Origin of the sequence: Citrobacter sp. Cb028 (assembly GCF_030336705.1) — a bacterium.
In the GTDB taxonomy this organism is placed as follows: Bacteria; Pseudomonadota; Gammaproteobacteria; order Enterobacterales; family Enterobacteriaceae; genus Citrobacter; species Citrobacter braakii.
Genome location: NZ_JAOWCZ010000034.1, coordinates 1,887,127 through 1,893,126, shown reverse-complemented (window position 1 = coordinate 1,893,126; position 6,000 = coordinate 1,887,127). Strand labels below are relative to the sequence as shown.

At 53.0% G+C, this 6,000-nt stretch carries 5 protein-coding genes and 1 tRNA gene; 1 reads left to right on the top strand and 5 read right to left on the bottom strand.

What is annotated here, in order from left to right; translation table 11 throughout:
* Positions 1-385: 385 nt before the first annotated feature.
* Positions 386-1,315 carry a L,D-transpeptidase gene (gene ldtA / locus OGV75_RS18825; RefSeq protein WP_016153509.1) on the top strand — a complete coding sequence of 310 codons (930 nt, stop codon included), beginning with the start codon at positions 386-388 and terminating at the stop codon, positions 1,313-1,315.
* On the opposite strand, the gene OGV75_RS18820 is transcribed toward ldtA, so the two are convergent.
* The 5 genes from OGV75_RS18820 to mtfA form a co-directional block, all read right to left on the bottom strand.
* Positions 1,290-2,021 carry an ABC transporter ATP-binding protein gene (locus OGV75_RS18820; protein WP_286481011.1) on the bottom strand — a complete coding sequence of 244 codons (732 nt, stop codon included), beginning with the start codon at positions 2,019-2,021 and terminating at the stop codon, positions 1,290-1,292. The two genes, ldtA and OGV75_RS18820, sit on opposite strands and share 26 nt — an antisense overlap.
* Before the next feature lie 10 nt (positions 2,022-2,031).
* On the bottom strand, positions 2,032-3,720 hold the full coding sequence (locus OGV75_RS18815; protein ID WP_286481010.1) for an ABC transporter permease: 1,689 nt from the start codon (positions 3,718-3,720) through the stop codon (positions 2,032-2,034).
* A complete protein-coding gene (locus OGV75_RS18810) occupies positions 3,704-4,741 on the bottom strand; it encodes an extracellular solute-binding protein (RefSeq protein ID WP_286481009.1) in 1,038 nt (345 codons plus the stop codon). The genes OGV75_RS18815 and OGV75_RS18810 overlap by 17 nt, the downstream gene beginning before the upstream one ends.
* Positions 4,742-5,003: 262 nt before the next feature.
* Positions 5,004-5,079 (bottom strand) — tRNA-Asn (locus tag OGV75_RS18805).
* Positions 5,080-5,178: 99 nt separating this feature from the next.
* The gene (gene mtfA, locus OGV75_RS18800) at positions 5,179-5,976 is read right to left on the bottom strand and encodes a DgsA anti-repressor MtfA (RefSeq protein WP_019077083.1); all 798 of its coding nucleotides are present in this window, start codon (positions 5,974-5,976) and stop codon (positions 5,179-5,181) included.
* Positions 5,977-6,000 lie beyond the last annotated feature (24 nt).

Genomic DNA, 6,000 nt, shown 5'->3' with positions numbered 1-6,000 from the left:
GATGCGGGTTCAGGGCGCGTTTTGCAGGGACGCTACCTCGCGCCCGGCCCGGTAGCCTGGAGGAATAAACGGAGGGGACCACGAAGTGGCAATTTTCCCGCCGGGAGCCGGGATTGTAAAGGGCGTGGCGGAGAACGCCCTTTACACGTTCACAGGAATCGGTGTTTCAGAGAAACGATGCACATGAGGTGAACGGAACCCTTACCGTGAGATAGCATATTCATAACTTCTGCCAACACAGGTGATGCTTTCTGATACAGAGGCGTTAACTGAACTGCATTAGCCTCAGGCGGCTTTTTTATGCGGATTTTAGGCGTAACCCACTAAAACAGATAATAAAAGCTATAATTAACGGATATCTGCTGCGGCGAAGGAAAGGAAAAAGATGCGTCGTGTAAAACTGCTTTGTTCACTCATTATGCTGCTCGTGAGTCAGAGCGCGCAGGCGGTGAGTTATCCGCTCCCGCCTGAAGGCAGTCGCCTGGTGGGGAGCCCTTTGACCATTACGGTACCTTCAGGAAACACTCAGCCGTTGGAAGCTTTTGCCGCGCAGTACGGACAGGGGTTGAGCAATATGCTGGAGGCCAATCCCGGCGTGGATGTTTTTCTGCCTAAGTCTGGCTCTACGCTGGTTGTGCCACAGCAACTGATATTACCGGATACTGTACGCGAGGGGATCGTAATCAACGTCGCAGAAATGCGCCTTTACTATTATCCCGCTGGCAGCAATACGGTTGAGGTTTTACCCATTGGCATTGGCCAGGCGGGTAGAGAAACGCCGCGTAACTGGGTGACGGCGGTAGAACGTAAGCAGGAAGCACCAAGCTGGACGCCTACGCCGAATACCCGGCGCGAATACGCAGCACGTGGGGAAAGCCTGCCGGCGTTTGTTCCTGCCGGGCCTGATAACCCGATGGGACTGTATGCGATTTATATCGGCAGGCTTTATGCCATTCATGGCACAAATGCGAATTTCGGTATTGGTCTGCGGGTAAGTCAGGGGTGTATCCGTTTGCGTAATGACGACATTAAATATCTGTTTGATACCGTACCGGTAGGGACGCGTGTGCAACTGATAGACCGACCGGTGAAATACAGCGTAGAGCCGGACGGTAGTCGCTGGGTGGAAGTGCATGAACCACTGTCACGAAACCGGTCGGAATACGAGTCTGACAGAAAAGTTCCCTTGCCAGTCACCCCCGCGCTGCGCACCTTCATCAGCGGGAATGACGTGGATATGAGTCGCGGAAATCAGGCACTGGAAAGACGCTCCGGCATGCCGGTGAATATCAGTCTGATTCAGACCCATTACTAATTTTCAAGGCGACTCTGTGACCTTTAGTCTGGGTGGTCGCTTTTTTAATTTGATACTGTCCCATTTTTACCACGCCAATATGGTCTGCCATTAGCTGCGCCTCGTGTTCGCTGTGTGTAACCAGCAGTGCCGTTTGCCCGGCGGCACGCAAAATATCCCGCACCTCGTTGCCAAGACGCTCACGCGTGCGCTTATCAAGGCTGGAGAAAGGCTCATCGAGCAGCAGGATTTCCGGATGCGGCGCCAGCGCGCGCGCAAGAGCGATACGCTGCTGTTGACCGCCGGACAGTTCATGCGGATAACGGTCGGCATGACTGTGCAACTCCACCATTTTTAACAGCTCCGCCACCCGGACCTGCTGCTGCTCACGCGGCATACGTCGTAACCCAAAGGCCACGTTTTGTTGCGCGGTCAGGTGAGGGAATAACGCATATTCCTGAAAGACCATGCCGACATGCCGTTTTTCCGGCGGCAGATGAACACCGGAACCGGCAACGCGGCGCTGCGACACATAGATCTCTCCGCTTCGCAGCCGTTCAAATCCGGCAACTGCGCGTAACACGGTGGTTTTTCCGCAACCTGAAGCGCCCAGTAGACAGGCGATCTCTCCTTTACGTACCGACATTGAAAACCCGCTCAGCACCGATTGCTGGCTGTTGCCGTAGGCAACATGCACATCCTGGAGTCGTAATGCAATTTCTGACATTGTTACTCTCTTAACCACGGCGAGTCATCTGGTGACGCACCAACAAAATAACCGGTAGCGTGCCAGCTAAAACAATCATTAGCGCGGCGATAGCACCTTCTTCATAGGTTCCACGGGCGGCTTCTGCATACAGCAACGTTGCCAGCGTTTCGAAGTTTACCGGGCGCAACAGCAACGTTGTTGGCAGTTCTTTCATGGCATCGGCAAAAACCAGCAGGGCGCTACTCACTAACGCCGGGCGCAGCAATGGGAAATGAACCCGTGCAAATGTGCCCGCACCATTCTCACCCAACAGACGAGAAGCCTGCTCCAGCGAAGGCGGAATGCGGCCCAAGCCGGAATCCAGTGCGCCGATAGCAATCGCCTGGAAACGCATGGCACAACAAATTACCAGCAGGATCCCGGCGGACATCAGCGGCAGGCCGCGAACATCCAGTAAATCTGCCAGCCAGCGGTCGACTGCCATGGCGGGGGTTAAAAAACCAATTGCCAGAATTGTACCGGGAACCGCGTAGCCTAAAGAAGCCAGACGCATTACACCACGGCGAAATCCTGGCATCGCGTTGTCTGCGGCGCTATGCCGCGCGCTCCAGGCTACCAACATACTGACGCAAACCACCACCAACGTGGTTCCCGCGGCCAGTGATAACGTATTTTGTAATGCAGACAGTAACGAGGAGGATATAGGGCTCTCGTCACCTATACGTTTGGCGCTTTCCCAGATTAAAAACAGCACCGGGGCCAGAAAGCCCAGCACAACCGGCAGCGAAATAACGACACCGAGTAGCCAGCCACGCCAGCCTTGCACGCGGGTGGGTTGAATTTCCCGCAGGCTACGGCTGCTGAATCCCTGTTTTCTGCGGCCATAAAATTCCAGCGTCAGAATAAAGAATATAAACATCAGCATCATGCAGGCGATTTGCGCTGCGGCAGATAAATCAGAGCGAGAGATCCATGTGGTGTATACGGTAACGGTTAACGTTTGTACCCCGAGAAATTCCGACGCGCCAATATCGTTAAGCGTCTCCAGCAGCGCCAGACTGATCCCGACGGCCAGTGCCGGGCGAGCCATGGGGAGAGCAACACGAAAAAAAGTCCCGGTTGCGCTGCAACCCAGCGTACGTGCAGCTTCCAACAGATGGGCCGGCTGGCTGATAAACATGGCGCGGGTTGTCAGGTACACGTAAGGATAAAGTACTAATCCGAGCAAGATTATTGCGCCGGAAAGGGAACGTAAATCGGGCAGGCGGAACTGTCGCGGGCTGTCAAAGCCCAGTAAGAAACGGATAAAGGTTTGCAGGGGGCCAATCGGATGCAGCAGATCGAGCCATGCGAAGGCAACGATGTAGGTCGGCATTGCCAGCGGCAACAGCAGCGCCCAACTGAGAATTTTTCGCCCAGGGAAATCCCATGCCGTTACCGCCCATGCGCTGCCTACGCCAATGACGCCAACCATTATCGCGACACCCGCTAGCAACAGCACGGTGTTTTTTAGCGCTGAGGGCAGTACAAATGTCATAAGATTATCCCAGTGGGATAAATCAGCCTGGGTGGCCTGCCAGATCAGCGCAACGATGGGGGTCAGGACGCCAAGCGCGACGCACAATGCGCCAAGATGCAACGGCGTTAATAATGACTGCGGCCCGGAAACCAGGCCGCGTAACGTCGGAAACTGCAGCGATTTATTGATCGAATCCAACTTTATCTACCAGCAGGCTAGCTTGTTTACGATACTTCACGATCTCGGTGAGCGGCGTTTTATCGACGTCGATTTCACCGATTGTGGCGCTAATGACTGGGTCAAGCGTTACGCCTTTCAGTACCGGATATTCGAAGTTCGCTTTCGCATACTGCTGCTGGGCAGGCGCGGAAACCAGATATTCCATCAGCTTAACGGCATCGGTTTTATTTGGCGCATAGCGGGCAACGGCAGCGCCGCTGATGTTGACGTGCGTACCGCCATTTTCAAAGGTTGGTTTAACGACTTTAATGGCATCGCCCCACTGACGAGCATCGCTGCCTTCTTTGGCGTTTTTCATATGGCCGACATAATAGGAGTTGGCCAGACCAATATCACAAATTCCACCGAGGATATCGCGGGCAACATCGCGATCGCCGCCGGTGGCTTTACGCGCCAGGTTAGCCTTGACACCGCGTAGCCATTCTTCGGTTTTAGCTTCACCATGATGGGCAATCATCGCGGCGATCAGCGCCGTGTTGTAGGGGTGCTGACCGGAACGAATACAAACTTTACCTTTGTATTCTGGGCTGGCGAGCTGTTCGTAATGCCAGTTATCGATTGGCAGCGACTTCTCGGCATACAGTACGCGGGCGCGCATAGAAAGCGCAAACCACTGATTATCCGCGCCGCGCAGATTCGCCGGAATGGCGGCTTTCAGCGCTTCTGACTCTACCGGCTGGGTGACGCCGGCTTCAACTAAATCGATGAGATTTCCGGCATCGACGGTCATCAGCAGGTCGGCAGGGGAGTTTTTGCCTTCAGCCTTAACACGCTCAAGCATACCGTCTTTGATATAGACCGTACTTACTTTGATACCGCTGGTTTTAGTCCAGCTATCAAGTAAAGGCTGGATCAGGCCCGGTTCACGGGTGGTGTAAAGCGTTAACGTTTCCTGAGCGAAAGCCGGCAGGCTGACAGAGAAGAAGAGGGCAGAGGCAAGCGTGATACGGCGCAATCCGGTGCGAGTTAGAGCATTCATCGTTTTTATCCCAGAGTAATTGGAACATACAGTGAACCGAGTCAGGGCTCGTTTTTTTGGTTCGCGTACAATAAATGATAATCACTAGCACTTACAATAATTGCAAAGTTTAAACGATTTACATTTACACAACTTTAATCAACGATGTGATGCGGCATGGAATGGGGAGTTATGGCAGACTGAGCGCTTATAGAGGCAGCTTTTACACAGACGTGAAAAGCAAAAAGCCCGCTTAAGTTTCCTTAAGCGAGCTTCTTAAATTTGGCTCCTCTGACTGGACTCGAACCAGTGACATACGGATTAACAGTCCGCCGTTCTACCGACTGAACTACAGAGGAATCGTGTGAACGAGGCGCATATTACTGACCTCATCATGAGGTGTCAACAGTAAAATTAGCGCGTCATTTCAATTGGTTAATTAATCTTCAAATTCAGTGTTAATGCGTGTTTGGTGAGCGATAATCGTCGTCCCCCCGGGTATCGCCTAACCGCTCCATGGGGTTCTGGCGATAAAACTGGATGAAACGTTGCCATAAGGCAGGAAAACGCGGAGCAAATAATTCAGGAGCACTGAAAAAATACTCGGATAGCACGGCAAAGCATTCAGCAGGATCGGTCGCTGCGTAGGCATCTATACTGCACGCAGTTTCTCCAACCAGATCGATCTCATCCTGAATATTGTTCATTGCAGCATGCAGGTCGTGTTCCCAACCGGCGATATCGCGCAGGGGAATCGCCGGAATACCGCTGGCACGATCGCCATTACGCATATCAAGCTTGTGCGCCACTTCATGGATGATCAGATTAAAGCCGGAGGCATCAAAGGAATCCTGAATATCAAGCCAGTTGAGGATTATCGGGCCTTGTTGCCAACTCTGCCCGGACTGTACCACGCGTTGATTATGCACCAGCCCAATATCGTCTTCCCATTCATCGTCTACGACAAATGGGGCAGGGTAGATGAGAACTTCATGAAACCCGTCAAGCCACTCAATCCCCATTTCCAGAACAGGTAAACAGAATAGCAGAGCGATGCGCGCACTTTTTAGCGGGTCCAGCTCAAACCCCTGAAGAGCGACTAATCTTTTTTGTTGTAAAAAGCGCTCGGCCAGGGCAATAAGTCTGGCTTGTTCTTGCTCGGTGAGATTCACCAAAAGGGGAATAGCCAGGGCGTCGTCCCACGGCCAATCGTCACTCCGGGTTGCTTCTTGTTCTTTCCAGGGCCACTTAATCATCGTTTTGCTCGCAAACTCGTCACT

Coding starts and splice junctions, on each gene's coding strand:
- ldtA (WP_016153509.1), top strand. CDS start 386: ATGCGTCGTGTAAAACTGCTTTGTTCACTCATTATGCTGCTCGTGAGT.
- OGV75_RS18820 (WP_286481011.1), bottom strand. CDS start 2,021: ATGTCAGAAATTGCATTACGACTCCAGGATGTGCATGTTGCCTACGGC.
- OGV75_RS18810 (WP_286481009.1), bottom strand. CDS start 4,741: ATGAATGCTCTAACTCGCACCGGATTGCGCCGTATCACGCTTGCCTCT.
- mtfA (WP_019077083.1), bottom strand. CDS start 5,976: ATGATTAAGTGGCCCTGGAAAGAACAAGAAGCAACCCGGAGTGACGAT.